12 protein-coding genes and 2 rRNA genes are annotated in these 16942 nt (G+C 42.1%); 11 read left to right on the top strand and 3 right to left on the bottom strand.

Annotated elements, in window-relative coordinates:
- The first annotated feature begins 288 nt into the window (after positions 1-288).
- The 7 genes from ABE954_RS04925 (at position 289) to megL (ending at position 8275) form a co-directional block, all read left to right on the top strand.
- Positions 289-3195 (top strand): 23S ribosomal RNA (locus tag ABE954_RS04925).
- Between the two features lie 146 nt (positions 3196-3341).
- Positions 3342-3457 (top strand): 5S ribosomal RNA (gene rrf, locus ABE954_RS04930).
- A gap of 327 nt (positions 3458-3784) precedes the next feature.
- Positions 3785-4576, top strand: coding sequence for an endonuclease/exonuclease/phosphatase family protein (locus tag ABE954_RS04935; protein WP_042848949.1), 792 nt, complete (start codon positions 3785-3787; stop codon positions 4574-4576).
- Between the two features lie 129 nt (positions 4577-4705).
- Positions 4706-5227, top strand: coding sequence for a DUF1287 domain-containing protein (locus tag ABE954_RS04940; RefSeq protein ID WP_094301239.1), 522 nt, complete (start codon positions 4706-4708; stop codon positions 5225-5227).
- 251 nt (positions 5228-5478) lie between these two features.
- Entirely contained in the window at positions 5479-6666 is a 1188-nt protein-coding gene (locus tag ABE954_RS04945; protein ID WP_042848947.1) for an FAD/NAD(P)-binding oxidoreductase, read from the top strand.
- A 13-nt stretch (positions 6667-6679) separates the two neighbouring features.
- Positions 6680-7072 (top strand): hypothetical protein, encoded by a 393-nt coding sequence (locus ABE954_RS04950; RefSeq protein WP_048608213.1) that lies wholly within the window; start codon positions 6680-6682, stop codon positions 7070-7072.
- Between the two features lie 15 nt (positions 7073-7087).
- Positions 7088-8275 carry a methionine gamma-lyase gene (gene megL, locus ABE954_RS04955; protein ID WP_042848945.1) on the top strand — a complete coding sequence of 396 codons (1188 nt, stop codon included), beginning with the start codon at positions 7088-7090 and terminating at the stop codon, positions 8273-8275.
- 49 nt (positions 8276-8324) lie between these two features.
- On the opposite strand, the gene ABE954_RS04960 is transcribed toward megL, so the two are convergent.
- Complete coding sequence (locus ABE954_RS04960; protein WP_042848944.1) at positions 8325-9692, bottom strand: amino acid permease; 1368 nt, start codon at positions 9690-9692, stop codon at positions 8325-8327.
- A gap of 177 nt (positions 9693-9869) precedes the next feature.
- On the opposite strand from ABE954_RS04960, the gene queE reads away from it, so the two are divergent.
- Complete coding sequence (gene queE, locus ABE954_RS04965; RefSeq protein ID WP_042848943.1) at positions 9870-10541, top strand: 7-carboxy-7-deazaguanine synthase QueE; 672 nt, start codon at positions 9870-9872, stop codon at positions 10539-10541.
- Between the two features lie 66 nt (positions 10542-10607).
- On the opposite strand, the gene ABE954_RS04970 is transcribed toward queE, so the two are convergent.
- Positions 10608-11225: a YagU family protein gene (locus ABE954_RS04970; RefSeq protein ID WP_042848942.1), complete on the bottom strand. Its 618-nt coding sequence runs from the start codon at positions 11223-11225 to the stop codon at positions 10608-10610.
- A 544-nt stretch (positions 11226-11769) separates the two neighbouring features.
- Positions 11770-12135: a 6-carboxytetrahydropterin synthase QueD gene (gene queD / locus ABE954_RS04975; RefSeq protein ID WP_042848941.1), complete on the bottom strand. Its 366-nt coding sequence runs from the start codon at positions 12133-12135 to the stop codon at positions 11770-11772.
- A gap of 345 nt (positions 12136-12480) precedes the next feature.
- Here queD and cysJ point away from each other — a divergent pair, with 345 nt between their 5' ends.
- Genes cysJ through ABE954_RS04990 form a run of 3 tightly spaced genes read left to right on the top strand, consistent with a single transcriptional unit; the run spans position 12481 to position 16750 of the window.
- The gene (gene cysJ / locus ABE954_RS04980) at positions 12481-14286 is read left to right on the top strand and encodes an NADPH-dependent assimilatory sulfite reductase flavoprotein subunit (protein WP_131680847.1); all 1806 of its coding nucleotides are present in this window, start codon (positions 12481-12483) and stop codon (positions 14284-14286) included.
- Positions 14286-16019, top strand: a complete 1734-nt coding sequence (cysI, locus tag ABE954_RS04985) for an assimilatory sulfite reductase (NADPH) hemoprotein subunit (RefSeq protein WP_048608207.1) — start codon at positions 14286-14288, stop codon at positions 16017-16019. The genes cysJ and cysI overlap by 1 nt, the downstream gene beginning before the upstream one ends.
- On the top strand, positions 16016-16750 hold the full coding sequence (locus ABE954_RS04990; RefSeq protein WP_048608205.1) for a phosphoadenylyl-sulfate reductase: 735 nt from the start codon (positions 16016-16018) through the stop codon (positions 16748-16750). The genes cysI and ABE954_RS04990 overlap by 4 nt, the downstream gene beginning before the upstream one ends.
- Positions 16751-16942 lie beyond the last annotated feature (192 nt).

Genomic DNA, 16942 nt, shown 5'->3' on the forward strand with positions numbered 1-16942 from the left:
AATAATTATGCTCTTTAACAATCTGGAACAAGCTGAAAATTGAAAATAACGCACATTGTTTATCGCTTAAACAATGTGAGAGTCTCTCAAAAATCTCAACTTGAAGTGTTTTTCAAACACACAAACGAGTGGCATGAGCGAGCAGTGTGAAATTCAAGGCGGCTAGCGCACAGCAAGCGCAGCGTACAATAGTACGTGAGCATTGCGAGCACTACCCAACGAAGAAGTTCACCACGCACAGCCATGACGTTAAGTGTCGTCTGATAAGAAGACACCTTCGGGTTGTGAGGTTAAGCGACTAAGCGTACACGGTGGATGCCTAGGCAATCAGAGGCGATGAAGGACGTGCTAATCTGCGATAAGCGTCGGTAAGGTGATATGAACCGTTATACCCGACGATTTCCGAATGGGGAAACCCAGTGCAATTCGTTGCACTATCGTTTGATGAATACATAGTCAAACGAAGCGAACCGGGGGAACTGAAACATCTCAGTACCCCGAGGAAAAGAAATCAACCGAGATTCCCCTAGTAGCGGCGAGCGAACGGGGAGCAGCCCAGAGTCTTAATCAGCATTAGTATCAGGAGAACGGTCTGGAAAGTCCGGCAGTAAAGGGTGATAGCCCCGTATCTGAAGATGCTAGTGTTGTGAACTCGACGAGTAGGGCGGGACACGTGTTATCCTGTCTGAATATGGGGGGACCATCCTCCAAGGCTAAATACTCCTGATTGACCGATAGTGAACCAGTACCGTGAGGGAAAGGCGAAAAGAACCCCGGCGAGGGGAGTGAAATAGAACCTGAAACCGTGTACGTACAAGCAGTGGGAGCCTTGATTTATCAGGGTGACTGCGTACCTTTTGTATAATGGGTCAGCGACTTATATTCTGTAGCAAGGTTAACCGTATAGGGGAGCCGTAGGGAAACCGAGTCTTAACTGGGCGAATGAGTTGCAGGGTATAGACCCGAAACCCGGTGATCTAGCCATGGGCAGGTTGAAGGTTGGGTAACACTAACTGGAGGACCGAACCGACTAATGTTGAAAAATTAGCGGATGACTTGTGGCTGGGGGTGAAAGGCCAATCAAACCGGGAGATAGCTGGTTCTCCCCGAAAGCTATTTAGGTAGCGCCTCGTGAACTCATCTTCGGGGGTAGAGCACTGTTTCGACTAGGGGGTCATCCCGACTTACCAACTCGATGCAAACTACGAATACCGAAGAATGTTATCACGGGAGACACACGGCGGGTGCTAACGTTCGTCGTGAAGAGGGAAACAACCCAGACCGCCAGCTAAGGTCCCAAAGTCATAGTTAAGTGGGAAACGAAGTGGGAAGGCTCAGACAGCCAGGATGTTGGCTTAGAAGCAGCCATCATTTAAAGAAAGCGTAATAGCTCACTGGTCGAGTCGGCCTGCGCGGAAGATGTAACGGGGCTAAACTATGCACCGAAGCTGCGGCAGCGATATGTAAATATTGTTGGGTAGGGGAGCGTTCTGTAAGCCTGTGAAGGTGTACTGTGAGGTATGCTGGAGGTATCAGAAGTGCGAATGCTGACATAAGTAACGATAATGCGGGTGAAAAACCCGCACGCCGGAAGACCAAGGGTTCCTGTCCAACGTTAATCGGGGCAGGGTGAGTCGACCCCTAAGGCGAGGCAGAAATGCGTAGTCGATGGGAAACGGGTTAATATTCCCGTACTGGTGATAATTGCGATGGGGGGACGGAGAAGGCTAGGCTGGCCGGGCGACGGTTGTCCCGGTTTAAGGATGTAGGCAGGTGAATTAGGCAAATCCGGTTCACTACATGCTGAGGTCTGATGACGAGTCACTACGGTGGCGAAGTAGCTCATGCCCCGCTTCCAGGAAAAGCCTCTAAGCTCTAGATTATCACTAATCGTACCCCAAACCGACACAGGTGGTCAGGTAGAGAATACTCAGGCGCTTGAGAGAACTCGGGTGAAGGAACTAGGCAAAATGGTGCCGTAACTTCGGGAGAAGGCACGCTGGCGTTAGGTGAAGTGGTTTACCCATGGAGCTGAAGCCAGTCGCAGATACCAGCTGGCTGCAACTGTTTATTAAAAACACAGCACTGTGCAAACACGAAAGTGGACGTATACGGTGTGACGCCTGCCCGGTGCTGGAAGGTTAATTGATGGGGTTATCCGTAAGGAGAAGCTCTTGATCGAAGCCCCAGTAAACGGCGGCCGTAACTATAACGGTCCTAAGGTAGCGAAATTCCTTGTCGGGTAAGTTCCGACCTGCACGAATGGCGTAATGATGGCCAGGCTGTCTCCACCCGAGACTCAGTGAAATTGAACTCGCTGTGAAGATGCAGTGTACCCGCGGCAAGACGGAAAGACCCCGTGAACCTTTACTATAGCTTGACACTGAACATTGAGCCTTGATGTGTAGGATAGGTGGGAGGCTTTGAAGTGTGGACGCCAGTCTGCATGGAGCCAACCTTGAAATACCACCCTTTAATGTTTGATGTTCTAACGTTGCCCCGTTATCCGGGGTGCGGACAGTGTCTGGTGGGTAGTTTGACTGGGGCGGTCTCCTCCCAAAGAGTAACGGAGGAGCACGAAGGTTGGCTAAGCATGGTCGGACATCATGCGGTTAGTGCAAAGGCATAAGCCAGCTTGACTGCGAGAGTGACGGCTCGAGCAGGTACGAAAGTAGGTCTTAGTGATCCGGTGGTTCTGAATGGAAGGGCCATCGCTCAACGGATAAAAGGTACTCCGGGGATAACAGGCTGATACCGCCCAAGAGTTCATATCGACGGCGGTGTTTGGCACCTCGATGTCGGCTCATCACATCCTGGGGCTGAAGTAGGTCCCAAGGGTACGGCTGTTCGCCGTTTAAAGTGGTACGCGAGCTGGGTTTAGAACGTCGTGAGACAGTTCGGTCCCTATCTGCCGTGGGCGTTGGAAGATTGAAAGGGGCTGCTCCTAGTACGAGAGGACCGGTGGACGCACCACTGGTGTTCGGGTTGTCATGCCAATGGCATTGCCCGGTAGCTAAGTGCGGAAGAGATAACCGCTGAAAGCATCTAAGCGGGAAACTTGCCTTGAGATGAGTCTTCCCTGACCCTTTAAGGGTCCTAAAGGAACGTTTAAGACTAAGACGTTGATAGGTTGGGTGTGTAAGCATAGCGATATGTTGAGCTAACCAATACTAATGAACCGTGAGGCTTAACCTGACAACACCGAAGGTGTTTTAGAGATTGAGAGATGAGGTTGATTCAATGAGCGTGAGAAGCCGAGAGGCGAGGGACATGGCAGCTTGTTCAAGATTGCAGTTCTGGTTTAGTGACGAAATGTGCTAAACGGGAACAAACCGAATTTGTCTGGCGGCAATAGCGCGGTGGTCCCACCTGACCCCATGCCGAACTCAGCAGTGAAACGCCGTAGCGCCGATGGTAGTGTGGGGTCTCCCCATGTGAGAGTAGGGAACTGCCAGACATTAAATTAGTGAGAAAGCCACCCATTGGGTGGCTTTTTTGCGTTTGGGGAAACCGAAATCACGCAATTTAGGGAGAGAGGCCTACATCGTGTGTTTATCGTTAAAGGTGATAAGGTAATCAGTAGTCCACTGAGGGATTGAGCTAGTAGGCGGTGTAGCCTGATTGCGATAAGTATTATTGTTTAGTCTCGAGTTGACCCCTCGCAATAGTACAAACTACAAATTTGATAAGATAAGATGCGCCTGATTTGATATACTGGTAGGCGATATCTTATCAAGCTGTAATAGGGTATTGATTATTTCATTGCAATGTAGGGATATGAGACGTGGCGAAAAGAACTTATTCTGTTCGATATATTGCAGGTGAACCTGCAAAACGTATTCAACCTACACCTGTACATATGTTAGGGGAATCCCTTCCAATTGGTATGCCGTTATTTGCTGCTGGGGAAACCTTAGATGTCGTTACTTGGAACATATATAAACAGCAGCGTCCAAATTGGAAAATAATGCTACGTGAGTTAGTGGTCGATAGAAAACTAATCTTACTGCAAGAAGCTCAAATGTCCCCAGAGTTAATTTCTTTTGCTGCTTCACATCAATTGATCGCTGACCAAGTCCCTGCTTTACCTTTTTCTCCTCATCCTGCGGGTGTAATGACATTGGCAACATCACATCCAATTTATTGCTGCCCATTGAGGGAGAAAGAGCCTTTATTACGTTTAGCAAAATCAGCTTTGATTACGGTTTATCCATTACCGAATGGTAAGCAATTGATGGTAGCGAATGTGCACGCAATTAATTTTAGTTTTGGGGTAGATGTCTACACTAAGCAACTAAATAAGCTTGGAACGCATATTAGTAAGCATATGGGGCCGGTACTCCTTGCTGGTGATTTTAACGCATGGAGTCGTCAGCGAATTAATGCACTAAAACGCTTTATTCGTTCTGTTGGCTTAAAAGAAGTTACCTATAATTTAGATTTACGGACAAAAGCTTTTGGTCGGCCATTAGATTTTATGTTTTATAGAGGTTTGAAGCTTAAAGAAAGTCGAGTGTTACAAACAGATGCTTCTGACCATAATCCAATCATCACTCAATTTGATTTGCTTAAGTAAGATCTTTTTAAGAGTTTCCCACCTTATTTATCTCTGAAACTATTGTAGATTTTATTATCAACTATAGCTGGAGATAGTTCATTGAAGCGATTATTACCTATAGCCTTATTATTTTGTGCATACCATGTTATGGGCAAAAATAATATCGAGCTAGCGAAACAAGCAGAACTACTACCCCGTTTGGTTATTTATGATCCGGCTTATCGTCAGATTGAATATCCTAATGGTGATGTCCCTGAAAATTATGGGGTGTGTTCTGATGTGATTATCCGTAGTTATCGGAAGATCGGAATTGATTTACAAAAATTATTACATGAAGATATTAAAACTAATTTTAATCAATATCCAAGTCAGCGTATTTGGGGTTTACGCAAGCCAGATAGAAATATTGATCATCGACGAGTGCCTAATTTAGAACGTTTTTTTACACGAAAAGCTACTGTAAAACAAATTACCAATAATGGGCAAGATTACTTTCCAGGTGATATTGTTTCGTGGCGTTTAGATGATGGTCGACCGCATATTGGAATTGTGACCACTATTAAGCTACCTGATAGCCAACGGTATTTGGTAATGCATAATATTGGTTATGGGCAAGTGGCAGAAGACGTGTTATTTAAGTGGAAGATTGTAGGGCACTACTCATATTAGCATCTTTTTATAAAATGGTTAGTGACACTGATGACTGTTTATTTAAATAAACAATCAATTAATAACATCTGAATTTATCGGATAAGATTATTTAATATATGAAAGTAATTAGTTTTTCTTGTTATTTTTTAAATTATATGCAATTTATTGTATAAGTTATTATTGGAATTAAACTATATTTATTAAGTGTAAAGCACGGTGATAAGCGATTTTATTTGTCGAGTTGTTTTATTTCTTAAGGATTAAATGCCATGAAAAATATAGTTATTGTGGGTGGTGGTACAGGTGGTACCATGCTAGCTAATATTTTAGCTAGAAAACTTAATAAAGAAATTTTTTCGAAAAAAATAAAAATAACCTTAATAACAGATAACCCTATACACTATTATAAGCCGGCATTTATGTATGTGGCTTTCAATATGTTTTTTAAAGATGAGTTAAGTCGTCCAGAGCGTGAATTATTGAGGCCTGAAATTGAATTAGTTATTGATAAAGTAGATTCATTTAATTTTAAAGATAAAGAATTATATTCGATAAATAATAAAAAATACCATTATGATTATTTAGTGGTTGCGACAGGTTGTGTACCTAAACCTGAACGAATTGAAGGGCTAAAAGATATTGGTAATCACTTTTATGCCTATGATGCTTCTCGTAAATTAGCAGACCAACTTAGTAAAATTGAAAAAGGTCGTATTTTTATTACAGTTTCTTTTCCTGAAACGCCGAATGTACCTCACCAGTGTGGCATTGCTCCTATGGAGACAACACTGATGATTGATGAGTTCTTACGTAAACGCCGGGTTAGGGATAATATTGAAATAGTTTATACCTACCCAACCGTGTCACAATTATTACGTAACTGTTTATTTATGCAACAGCCTGTTTGTGAAGTTATTCCAGAAATATTTACTATTAAAAATATTCAAGCACAGAGGGGATTTACATTAAATAAAGTCGATCCCGATAAAAAAATTGCATACTCAAAAGAAGGGGATGAACAGCCTTTTGATTTATTGATTAGTACGCCGCCAATCACCGCAGTAGAAGCAGTAATTAATACAGGATTAAGTGAACACAATAATGGTGAGGGATGGTTACCTACAGACCATGAAACTATGCAAGTATATGGTATAGACGGTGTTTATGTTATAGGGGATACCGTTGATTTACCGATTAGTAAAGCAGGAGGCAGTTGCCATAACCAAGCTGCAATTATTGCAGATAACATTTGTGGTGAATTAATTTATGGTTATCCGGCGGCTATATATGATGGACGAGTTCAGGCAGTTGCTCAAATGGGGTTAACAGCAGGAATGCCTTTGCAATATGATTATAAACACGATGTTATTCCGACTCCTCCAACTAAATTAGGAGGGTTACTGAGAAATGGCTTCAATAGGGGTATCTATTGGGCAGCTATTCGTGGCTTAGTTTAATGAGGAATTTAAAATGTCGAATAATGAAACTCAAAGTAAGCTTGTTGAGCTACTTAGCTCAGAATCAGGTAATCATCTTGCTGAAAAATTAGCACCATTATTACAATTAAATCGCTTAGATAATATTGTTGATTTACTGTCATTAGTTTCTGACCTTATTGATATCTTAGATAACAGTACAGTAGAAAGATTGTCAAATTCATTTGAAGATACTTTGGTTCCTGTATGGGAATTAGGTACAGCATATAACATGGCTAAAATGGAAGGTGTATATGATAGTAAAAACCCAAATTTTCGTTCAGTGTATGCTTTATTAAAAGATCCTGACACATTACGTGGAATTAGTACGGTTTTACGGACTTTGCAAATTGTCGGATCTCGATTATCTCAATCCCAAGGAGGGTGATTTTTAGGAGGTGGTATGAGTTTAGATATAAAAAGTTCTTTTGATACACGGGCAATTCATAGCCATTATGATGCAAACCAACATTTAGGTTCATTAGCAGCACCCATTTATCAAACATCAACTTATGTATTTAAAAGTGTGGAAGAGGGAGGTGCCTATTTTAGTGGTGAAAAAGAGGGGTATATTTATACTCGGATTAATAACCCGACGCTAACTTTACTAGAAAATAGGATCGCTTCTCTTGAGGAGGCAGAGGCTGCTGTTGTGTTCTCTTCAGGTATGGGGGCGATTACAGCGACTTTTTGGACATTGTTAAACCCTGGTGATGAACTACTAGTGGACTTAACCGTTTACGGTTGTACCTATGCTTTTTTTCATCATGGATTAGCTCGATTTGGTGTAAAAGTACGTCATATTGATATGAGCGATCCAAATAATGTGGCTAAAGCGATCACTGATAAAACTCGGATAATATTTTTCGAATCACCGGCTAACCCAAATATGCGCTTAGTTGATATTGCAGCCGTGAGTGAAATTGCTCATCGAAAAAAAGTATTGGTGGCTGTCGATAATACATACTGTACGCCTTATATCCAAAAGCCAATTACACTTGGTGCTGATATTGTTATTCATTCTTTGACTAAATATATGAATGGTCATGGGGATGCAATGGGTGGGGCAATAGCGACTTCCGCAGAGTATGCGAAACAAGTAAGGTTAGTTGGATTGAAAGACATGACGGGGGCATGCTTATCTCCTCATGATGCGAATTTAATTCTTAGAGGGGTGAAAACGCTACCTGTTCGCATGGAACGGATTGTTCAAAATACGCATAAAATTGCTGAATATTTGCAGTCTCATCCGCAGATAAAGTCAATAATGTATCCAGGATTACCGAACTTTGAACAATACCAATTAGCTCAAAGACAAATGAAGTTAGCTGGGGGGATTATTGCCTGCGAGTTAAAAGGCGGAATCGAAGCCGGTAAACTGTTTTTGAACCGCCTCAAGCTATTTTCAAGAGCGGTGAGTTTGGGAGATTGTGAGTCATTAGCTCAACACCCAGCTAGCATGACCCACTCGACCTATACTCGAGAAGAAAGGTTGAAATATGGTATTAGCGATGGGTTAATTCGGCTTTCTATTGGTTTAGAAAACGTGGATGAGTTAATAGACGATATTCGTCAAGCTATTGAGTCATAATAAAAAATAGCCCTATATGGAATAAATATAGGGCTATTATATTTTTAGGTTAGCGCTTTTGGTAAGAACGCATAATAAAGAAAGCAATACTGAGTAAAGCAACCCAAACAAAGCCGACGATTAATGCGACCTGAGTATCTTTAAAGAAGCCTAGCAATGCGATAACAAACACCATGAATGCAATAGTGAGAGCAGGGCCTACAGGCCAGAAAGGTACTGGAAATTTTAGTTGTTTTACTTCTTCTTGGCTCATTTTTCGGCGCATAGCAACATGAGATAGTAAGATCATAAGCCATACCCAGACGGTCGCGAAGGTTGCAATAGATGCAATAATCACGAAGATTTTTTCTGGTAATAGGTAGTTAAGGTAAACGCCCAATAACATTACGACAGACATAACCAGTACAGTTACCCATGGAACACCACTTTTTGTTAGTTTGGTAAAGACTTTTGGCGCTTGCCCATCTTGAGCCATGCCGTACATCATGCGGCCAGCACCAAAAATATCACTGTTAATCGCAGAAATTGCGGCGGTGATAACGACAATATTCAAGATATTGGCTGCTGATTGAATACCTAAGCTATCGAAAATTTGTACAAATGGACTACCGTTTTGGCCGATTTGATTCCATGGGTAAATACACATCAGGATAAATAGTGTTAAACCATAAAATAGTAATATGCGAATAGGTACAGCATTGATGGCTTTAGGAATGGTTTTTTCTGGATTCTGGGCTTCACTTGCGGTAATACCAATGACTTCAATACCGCCAAACGCAAACATGACGATAGCTAAAGAGGCGATGACCCCCTCAATGCCGTTTGGCATGAAACCACCGTGTTCCCACAGATTTTGTAGCCCAACTTCGTGGTTGGTTTCTTGACCAAAACCATAGAACATTAAGAATGCACCACCAACTATCATACCAATGATGGCACTGACTTTTATGATAGAAAGCCAGAATTCCATTTCGCCAAAGATTTTGACATGACATAAATTGAGCGCACTAATAAATAGTACGATACTTAATACCCATACCCACTGGTCGACATGTGGGAACCAGAACCCCATGTACATCCCGAAGGCGGTAATATCAGCTAAGCAGACAACCAGCATTTCAAATACATAGTTCCAGCCAGTGAGAAAGCCAGCTAGAGGGCCCATATAATGACTTGCATAGTGAGAGAAAGAGCCTGGGACGGGGTTATGCACCGCCATTTCACCGAGGGCACGCATTACCATAAACACGGCTGCACCGCCTAACATATAGGCAAGTAATACTGCAGGCCCAGCAGCCTGAATGGCTGATGCTGAACCGTAAAACAGCCCTGTACCAATCGCTGAGCCTAAGGCCATAAAGCGAATGTGCCGAACACTCAGCCCCTTTCTGAGTTGATTTTGTTCACTACTTTGCATGTCTTTTCCTGTCATTGACTTTGTTTTAATATATTGTACCGAATATAGTTTCGGTTTCGTTGATTTAATTGATGTACTTTCCTGAACGCAAGGTGATTACATTATCACAAAGTGCATTGCCCGTGAGATAGATATCTGCAATATAATATGCGCTAAATGGATTATTCTAGGAGCAGTATGAAGTACCCAATTAATGAAATCTTCCAAACAATACAGGGGGAAGGTGTTTTCACTGGTGTCCCAGCAGTATTTATTCGTTTGCAGGGCTGCCCTGTTGGTTGCAGTTGGTGTGACACTAAACAAACTTGGGATAAGGAACCTGCAAAAGAAACCACTTTGGGCGATATTGCATTGAAAACACAAGATAGTGATTGGTGGGCGATGTCTGATGCGGATGGGTTGGTCCAATTGATGCAAAAAAGTGGTTTTACCGCGAAACATATTGTGATCACGGGCGGAGAACCTTGTATTTATGATTTAACATCATTGACCGAGGCTTTGGAGAAGCAAGGGTATCAATGCCAAATTGAAACGAGTGGGACTTACCCAGTTCAATGCACAGAAGAGACTTGGGTGACGGTATCACCAAAAGTAGGTATGAAAGGCGGATTGAAAGTACTTAGCCAAGCGGTGGATAGGGCTAATGAAATTAAGCACCCAGTTGCGCGAGAAAAAGATATTGAAGCGCTTGAAAGAATTTTAGCATTACGTACTGTGGATGCTCCACCTATCGTTGCATTACAACCGATTAGCCAAAAGGCGACAGCAACGAAATTGTGTATTGACACTTGTATACAGCGTAATTGGCGTTTATCGATTCAAACGCATAAGTATTTGGATATTCAATAATAAAAAATAACGATGACTTTGCATCGACCCCCAATAGTTGAAAAACAATCATTGGGGGCTTTAACATTATCTAAATGGTTGGTTTAACGGCACTTCAGGATCGGGCTCGTGAGTAATACGGTTACGTAAGTCACGACGAATAATCTCAATAGACCAAAACCAAATTAAATGGCCAAATATTTCTGAAACATTCTCGTACCATGGAAGGTCGAAAAGTGGAGGGGTGAGCCCCATAAGAGGGAATGAAATCATATGGACAAATAATTGCGCCAGTGCACCCGCTAATAACCCTTGCCATAGCTTAATTTTAGGGAATATTTCAGCAACAATGCAATATCCGACAGCAAACACGATAGAAAATAGGATGTGAGTAACACCCACTGAATTAAACACGTGCCCTGCAAAGGTGTAAACCGCAGAATTAGGGTCTGCAATTCCTAACCAATCTCTTAAGAAAATATAAGGTGGATTTAGAAAATTACGTGAGCAGTCAATTTGTTCTGCTGCGCGGATCAGAGTTTCAGGCGAGCAAGCCGCGTTGAACATATCTGTTGGGCTTCTTGGCGGTAATGGAACTTCAGCGCCCCATTTGACAAACGATGAGACAATACCTGCGATTAAACCGATAAATGCTGCTAATCCATAACGTCTTCTGGATTTGGGTGTTTGTTGAAATAGATTCATTTTCCCTGCCTTATTAAAAGTAAATAATGGTAAATAATAGATCAGGTTATAATTTGATGCACTATGTCAAATTAAAGTTTTTATGTTCTTTATGCCAGGAAACTTAAAATAGCCGTCAATGGCCTCTTTTTATTTATATTGTTGCAAAAATGTAAACTTTTCAGTGACTTCATTTTTTGCGAAGATAGAAAATGCCCGTGGTTGCTTCACTTCTTGCTTATACTTTAGCGCCAACTCTTCTTACCTTAATCTTAGGTCTTGATACCAGACTAACCACTGCCACTTGATAGCGGTTGGAAAGCTTTTCATATGGTGTGTTAGGGTGTGCTTTATCTGAGGGGGATTATTATTTACTGCATAATTAGCGATAAGTCGAAGAGAAGGATATAGAGATTTTTGCCCCTCATTTATTTTCAAAACCGATTAGGCTTGCCACTAAACCAGCAGCCTGAGGGGCTTGTATCCCTATATAAATGAATTTTATTTTTACCCAGCTATCAAAATAGTTACGGGAAATACTATTACCTTTTTAGAACTTGTATTTTTAAGCCTGCCCGCGATAAACGCAGCCTGCATTGCAAGTTTCTTTAACGGTGACTGCACTTAATAAAGGTAAATGTGGTTTAGTTTGTTGCCAAATCCATTGTGCTAATACTTCACTTGTTGGGTTTTCTAGCCCTTTGATCTCATTTAAATAATGATGGTCTAGTTGTTCCCAAATAGGCTTAAATACCGCTTTCACATCAGCAAAATCAATAATCCAACCACTCTGTTTATCAACTTCCCCAGTAATTTCTAAACGCACCATGAAAGAATGCCCATGCAGACGACCACACTTATGACCAGCGGGGACATGGGGAAGTTTGTGTGCAGCTTCGAACGTAAAATCCTTATAGATTGTTGTGCTCATATATCATTCCTTATTGTTAATAAACAGCGCATTGTACTGTATTTTTAGCTAAAAATGTCTTTATTTGCCAAATTATTACTAACCGCTTTTATGGATATGATCCATCTGCTAATTGCTTTAGGCTTTTTAGTTATTATTTATGGCTATAGTTTCTTATCCCGCTATTGATGGTTGTTATAACCTAATCGCATACCCTACTTATTCTAAGTACAGCGGTATTTTTTGCTTTACTAGTTTAATTATTTAGGTAAATGAGCGAACAGTCTGTTGTGGGTATTTTCTGGGTGAGTGACATAGCATTGTTTTTTAAAATTCAAAAATGAACTACGCTGGGGTTACAGGATAATGACAAAAAAACAGCCGCCATTAGCGGCGCTGCCAATATCTGTTGAGCAATTAACACGTTTGCAGACAGTTGTTGATGATTTTTCATCACATCAACTCGCTTGGCTTTCCGGTTATTTATGGGGGATGGTAAATCAAAATGCCCCTGTTGACATGTCAACGAGTGCGCCAGTCGCTGCGCAGGAAACCGTTACGATTATTTCAGCCTCACAAACGGGTAATGCACGCCGCCTATCAGAGCAACTCAGAGAACGTTTAATTAGCGAAAAAATTAACGTGAATCTAGTGAATGCGGGTGACTATAAGTTTAAGCAAATAAACCAAGAGAAAGTGCTGGTTGTTGTGGCATCAACTCAAGGGGAAGGGGAGCCAGCAGAAGAAGCTGTCGCATTATATAAATACCTTTATTCGAAAAAAGCACCGAATTTGGCACAAACCAGTTATGCCGTTTTTGCTTTAGGCGATTCATCGTATGAAAAATTTTGCCAAGCGGGCAAAGACTTTGATTCCCAATTGGCATTATTAGGCGCAACGTCATTGATTGAGAGAGTCGATGCAGATGTCGAATATCAATCCATTGCAGATGAATGGGTTGAAAACCTTACTCAAATCTTAAAGGCACGAGTTCCGGCACAAACTGATAGTCAATTATTAACAGCTCAAGCGGGAAGTGTGAATGAAATTCACTCATCGCCTTATACCAAAACAGCACCTTTAACCGCCACGTTACTCAGTAATCAAAAAATTACAGGGCGGGATTCACAAAAAGATGTTCGTCATATTGAAATTGATTTAGGTGACTCTGGTTTACGTTATCTACCGGGGGATTCACTGGGGGTGTGGTTTGATAATGACCCCGAATTAGTTGATGAGCTGGTGGCTTTACTTTGGTTACAAGGGGATGAAGAGGTCTTTATTGGCTCGCAGCGGCACTCTTTACGTGATGCACTGATTTATCAATTAGAACTGACACAAAATACTCACGTAATTGTCGAGAAATATGCACAACTATCTAAAGATGATGAGTTGCTGTCATTAATTAGCGATAAACAAGCTATTTTGCAATACGCGCAAACGACGCCGATCGTTGATATGGTGCGCCAAGCCGCAGCGCAGCCAAGTGCTCAAGAATTTGTTGATTTACTACGCCCACTAACGCCTCGATTGTACTCAATTTCCTCATCTCAAGCGGAATCAGAAGACGAAGTACATGCTACCGTTGGTGTTGTTCGTTATGACATCGATGGGCGTCCTCGCACTGGTGGGGCGTCGGGTTTTTTAGCAGATAGACTCAAAGAAGGGGATGAGCTGCGCATTTTCATTGAGCACAATGATAACTTCCGCCTACCTGCTGACCCAACAACACCTGTGATTATGATTGGTCCTGGGACAGGCATCGCCCCATTCCGCGCTTTTTTACAGCAACGGGATAACGACGGTGCAACAGGTAAAAACTGGTTGTTTTTTGGTAACCCTCACTTTGTTGATGACTTTCTCTATCAAGTTGAATGGCAGCGTTATGTTAAAGACGGTTTATTAACCCAAATTTCATTAGCTTGGTCGCGAGATCAGAAAGAAAAAGTTTACGTGCAGGACAAACTTCGTGAACAAGGCGAAGCTGTTTGGCAATGGTTACAAGAAGGTGCACACCTGTATGTCTGCGGTGATGCAAATCGTATGGCAAAAGATGTAGAGCAGGCATTATTGGATATCATCGGTCAATACGGCAACATGGATAGTGAGGAGGCCGATGAATTTTTAAGTGAGCTGCGCGTAATGCGCCGTTATCAGAGGGATGTTTATTAATGAGCAATGAACAACAACAAAAACCCTTAATCGTCGAAGGCAAACTTGCTGACAGCGAACGCATGAAGCAAGACAGTAACTATTTGCGCGGTACCATTAAGGAAGATTTGAAAAACGGCTTAACTGGTGGTTTTAATGGGGACAACTTTTTATTGATCCGTTTCCATGGCATGTACCAACAAGATGACCGTGATATTCGAGCAGAGCGTGCAGAACAAAAACTTGAGCCACGTCATGCAATGATGTTGCGTTGCCGCTTACCGGGGGGAATTATCACCCCAAAACAATGGTTAGATATTGATAAGTTTGCTACTGAGCACACGCTGTATGGCAGTGTGCGCATAACTAACCGGCAAACATTTCAGTTCCACGGCATCCTTAAAGGGGATGTGAAACCTGCACACCAAATGTTAAGCCATGTCGGCTTGGACGCATTAGCAACGGCAAATGACGTTAACCGTAATGTGCTATGCACATCTAACCCAGTGCAATCGGAGTTACATCAGCAAGCCTATGAATGGGCAAAGAAAATTTCTGAGCACCTTTTACCTAGAACCAGCGCATATGCTGAAATTTGGTTAGATAAAGAAAAAATTGTGACAACCGATGAAGAACCTATTTTAGGGCAAACTTATTTACCAAGAAAGTTTAAAACATCGGTGGTTATTCCACCTCTCAATGATGTGGATTTACATGCTAATGATATGAATTTTATCGCCATTGCTGAAAATGATGAGCTCATTGGTTTTAATGTGTTGGTTGGTGGTGGTTTAGCTATGACTCATGGTGATACTGCGACCTTTCCACGTTTAGCCAGTGAATTTGGTTTTATTCCATTAGATAAAACATTGGCCATTGCAGAAGCGATAGTGACAACTCAGCGTGATTGGGGGAATCGGACTGACCGTAAAAACGCGAAAACTAAATACACTTTAGAGCGAGTGGGGGTCGATACCTTTAAGGCGGAAGTTGAAAGGCGCTCCGGCGTGGATTTCGAACCAATCCGACCTTATCAATTCACGGAACGCGGTGACAAAATTGGTTGGCTTAAAGGGGTTGATAATCGTTGGCACTTAACGTTGTTTATTGAAAATGGCCGGTTGATTGATTTAGCGGATAAACCATTAAAAACTGGGGTTGCGGAAATAGCGCGTATTCACCAAGGTGATTTTCGTTTAACAGCTAACCAAAATCTGATCGTTGCTGGTGTGCCTGAAAGTGAAAAAGAGGCGATTGAAGCGATAGCGAAAGCCCATGGGTTAATGAGTGATGCAATCACGCCACAGCGTGAAAATTCAATGGCTTGTGTTTCTTTTCCAACTTGCCCGTTAGCGATGGCTGAAGCGGAACGTTTTCTCCCTGAGTTTGTTAGCCACGTTGAAAATATTATGGCATCACATCAAGTGGCTGATGAGCATATCGTTTTGCGCGTTACAGGCTGCCCAAACGGATGTGGTCGAGCAATGCTGGCGGAAGTGGGGTTAGTTGGAAAAGCGCTTGATAGGTATAATTTACACTTGGGTGGTAACCGTATTGGAACGCGAATTCCACGCATGTACCGCGAAAATATCAGCAGTGCTGAAATTTTGGCTATTTTGGATGAATTAATTGGTAATTGGTCGAAAAACCGCTTAACTCAAGAAGGTTTTGGAGACTTTTTAGTCCGCACTGACGTTGTAAAGCCAGTTGTAAATTCTGCTGTCGATTTTTATGAGGTTCAGGAGGCAGTATGAGTCAGCTTCAACTAGCGGCAGTATTAAGTTTAGATAAAGCTCAGCAAACGGCGTATTTATCTGACTTCAACGTGCAGTTAGAAAAAATGAGTGCAATACAGCGTATTGAATGGGCGCTTGAACATTTGCCAGCAGAATTTGTGTTGTCTTCCAGTTTTGGAATACAAGCAGCGTTAACGCTGCATATGGTGACACAAATTGTACCTGATATCCCTGTCATTTTAACGGATACAGGCTATTTGTTTCCCGAGACCTATCAATTTATTGAGCACCTAAGCAGTACACTAAATTTGAACTTACAAGTATATCGAGCTCAGCGAACCCCTGCGTGGCAAGAAGCGATTTATGGGCAGCTTTGGACGCAAGGTATTGAAGGGATTGAACGTTATAATCAACTTAATAAAGTTGAACCGATGGAAAGAGCATTACATGAATTACAGGCTCAGAGTTGGTTTTCCGGGTTAAGGCGTGAGCAATCAACGAGCCGAGCCAATTTATCAGTGTTGGGGGTTGGTAAAGGCATTTTTAAAATCCTACCTGTCATTGATTGGAATAATAAGCAAGTTTATGAATACTTAATAAAGTATAAGTTACCTTACCATCCATTATGGGAAAAGGGATATCTATCAGTCGGTGATACCCATACAACCCGTAAATGGGAGGAAGGGATGAGTGAGGAAGACACTCGTTTCTTTGGTTTAAAGCGTGAGTGTGGGCTTCATGAAAACTAAATACTCGTCATACTCGTCATAATTCAAGCTGTCGCGTTGTTGGCTGCGTGCATTCGCACTAGTCACATACTTATGTATGCTCCTAGCGACTCATTTACTTGCCGCCTAGCGACAACATGAATTATTTAGAGTATGGGTTGGTCATAATTCAAGCGGTAAGGTTGTTGGCTGCGTGCATTCGCACTAGTCACA

It is taken from the genome of Providencia sp. TYF-12 (assembly GCF_041344805.1).
Taxonomy (GTDB): domain Bacteria; phylum Pseudomonadota; class Gammaproteobacteria; order Enterobacterales; family Enterobacteriaceae; genus Providencia; species Providencia huashanensis.